Source organism: Mesobacillus sp. (assembly GCF_049588175.1).
Lineage (GTDB): Bacteria > Bacillota > Bacilli > Bacillales > Cytobacillaceae > Mesobacillus.
Genome location: NZ_JBAVFI010000359.1, coordinates 1 through 1,836 on the forward strand (window position 1 = coordinate 1; position 1,836 = coordinate 1,836).

At 47.9% G+C, this 1,836-nt stretch carries 3 protein-coding genes and 1 pseudogene; all 4 read right to left on the minus strand.

The genetic code is table 11. The features are described 5' to 3' along the window. Positions 1-86, minus strand: an 86-nt coding sequence (locus tag WB217_RS08905) for a HisA/HisF-related TIM barrel protein (RefSeq protein ID WP_423992651.1), incomplete at its 3' end; no start/stop codon positions are given. Further along, the gene (gene hisA, locus WB217_RS08910; RefSeq protein WP_423992647.1) at positions 86-817 is read right to left on the minus strand and encodes a 1-(5-phosphoribosyl)-5-[(5-phosphoribosylamino)methylideneamino]imidazole-4-carboxamide isomerase; all 732 of its coding nucleotides are present in this window, start codon (positions 815-817) and stop codon (positions 86-88) included. The genes WB217_RS08905 and hisA, both read right to left, overlap by 1 nt. Continuing rightward, positions 814-1,455, minus strand: a complete 642-nt coding sequence (gene hisH, locus WB217_RS08915) for an imidazole glycerol phosphate synthase subunit HisH (RefSeq protein WP_423992649.1) — start codon at positions 1,453-1,455, stop codon at positions 814-816. The genes hisA and hisH overlap by 4 nt, the downstream gene beginning before the upstream one ends. 99 nt (positions 1,456-1,554) lie before the next feature. After that, a pseudogene (locus WB217_RS08920) lies at positions 1,555-1,836 on the minus strand (imidazoleglycerol-phosphate dehydratase); the annotation flags it as partial.

A 1,836-nucleotide genomic window follows, 5' to 3' on the forward strand; every position in this document is an offset into this window, starting at 1 on the left:
GCGTCGCGAAGCTGGACAAACTGGATACCCTTTACGACACGGCCATTTTTTACATCGAGGCATGGAATGATTCTTTTACTAAGCATTATTCACTCCCCACTTCCAGGGCAGATTTTACCGCGAAGCGCCCTTCGTAAATGGCTTTTCCGACGATTGCCCCGCTGACCCCATCTGCTCTCAAAGACTTCAGTGCTTCCAAATCGTCCAGCGAGCTGACACCGCCTGAAGCGATGACACTTTTTCCTGTTTCTAACGCGAGCTGGCGAGTTGCTTCCACATTCGGTCCCGCAAGAGTTCCATCTGTTGCGATATCGGTAAAAATAAACGTCTCCGCACCCGCGTCTGCGAATCTTTTTCCAAGATCCACTGCAGTTACTTCAGAGGTAGTCAGCCAGCCGTGGGTAGCAACAAGGCCATTTTTCGCATCAAGGCCGATGGCTATTCGCGATCCATATTTCTTTACCATTTCCTCAGCAAACTCAGGATTCGAAACAGCGATGCTGCCAATGATGACTCTGGCAACGCCATTTTCCAGGTAATGATTGATATCGTTTTCGGTGCGAATGCCGCCGCCAATTTGCACATTGGCTCCAAGCTCCTGTGCTGCCTTGATGACAAATTCATCGTTGACCCTTTTGCCATCCTTAGCACCGTCCAAGTCTACCATATGGATCCACTCTGCGCCTTCACTGGCAAATTTCTTGGCCATTTCGAAAGGAGAGTCCCCATATACTGTTTCCTTATCATAGTCTCCCTGCAAAAGACGGACACATTTTCCGCCGCGCATGTCTATTGCTGGATAGATGGTGAATTTCATAGCTTAGCCTTCCTTTCTGCCGCAAGCTCGGTAAAATTCCTGAGCAGCCCCATTCCCATTTCACTGCTTTTTTCTGGATGGAATTGCATGCCGAATATATTCCCACTGCCTACGATGGCAGGTACTTCAACGTCATAGTAGTCACCAACCGCAACAAGTACCTCAGTGTCAGCTGCTTTTACATAATAGGAATGCACAAAGTAGACGTAGTCCTCTTCGATACCACTCAATAATGGTGAATCACCGGTAAAACGAAGCTTGTTCCAGCCCATATGCGGAACTTTATAGGACTCACCCTGATCTGTCTTTCCTTTGAATCGCTCCACTTTTCCTGGCAGCAGGCTTAGGCCCTTTGTCAGTCCATTCTCCGTGCTTTCTTCAAACAACAGCTGCATGCCGAGGCATATTCCGAGCACAGGCTTTCCGGTAGCTGCGAAATCGCGGATCGTTTTTGTCAAACCGGTACGATTCAAGGCTTCCATTGCATCACGGAATGAGCCTACTCCAGGGACCAGCAATGCATCTGCTTCAAGCAAACCGTCCTTGTATTGTGATATAAAATATGGCGCATTCAGTCTCTCTAGCGCTTTGCTGACGCTGAATAAATTGCCCATGCCGTAATCAACGATGCCAATCATGGTTTAACTTCCTTTCCTATGCAGGTTCTCGCATTCGATCAAGTTTTCTACTTGTAACATCAGACTTTAGACGCGAGGTCTATACCCTGGTGAAACTATTTACAGCATCCCTTTCGTTGAAGGAACACCTTTTACTCGTGGGTCAATCGTCGTCGCTTCATCAAGCGCACGGCCCAATGCCTTAAAAACTGCTTCAATCATATGGTGAGTATTTTTACCGTAGTGGACGACAACATGCAGGTTCATTCTTGCTTCAAGCGCGAGCTTCCATAGGAATTCATGGACAAGCTCAACATCAAACGTTCCGACCTGTTGTGCAGGGAATTCAGCGCGCATTTCGAGGTGAGGTCGGTTGCTTAGATCAATGACTACCTGCGCCAG

Bases quoted from the DNA above. Each gene is read 5' to 3' on its own strand.
- hisH (WP_423992649.1), bottom strand. From the start codon at position 1,455: ATGATTGGCATCGTTGATTACGGCATGGGCAATTTATTCAGCGTCAGC.
- hisA (WP_423992647.1), bottom strand. From the start codon at position 817: ATGAAATTCACCATCTATCCAGCAATAGACATGCGCGGCGGAAAATGT.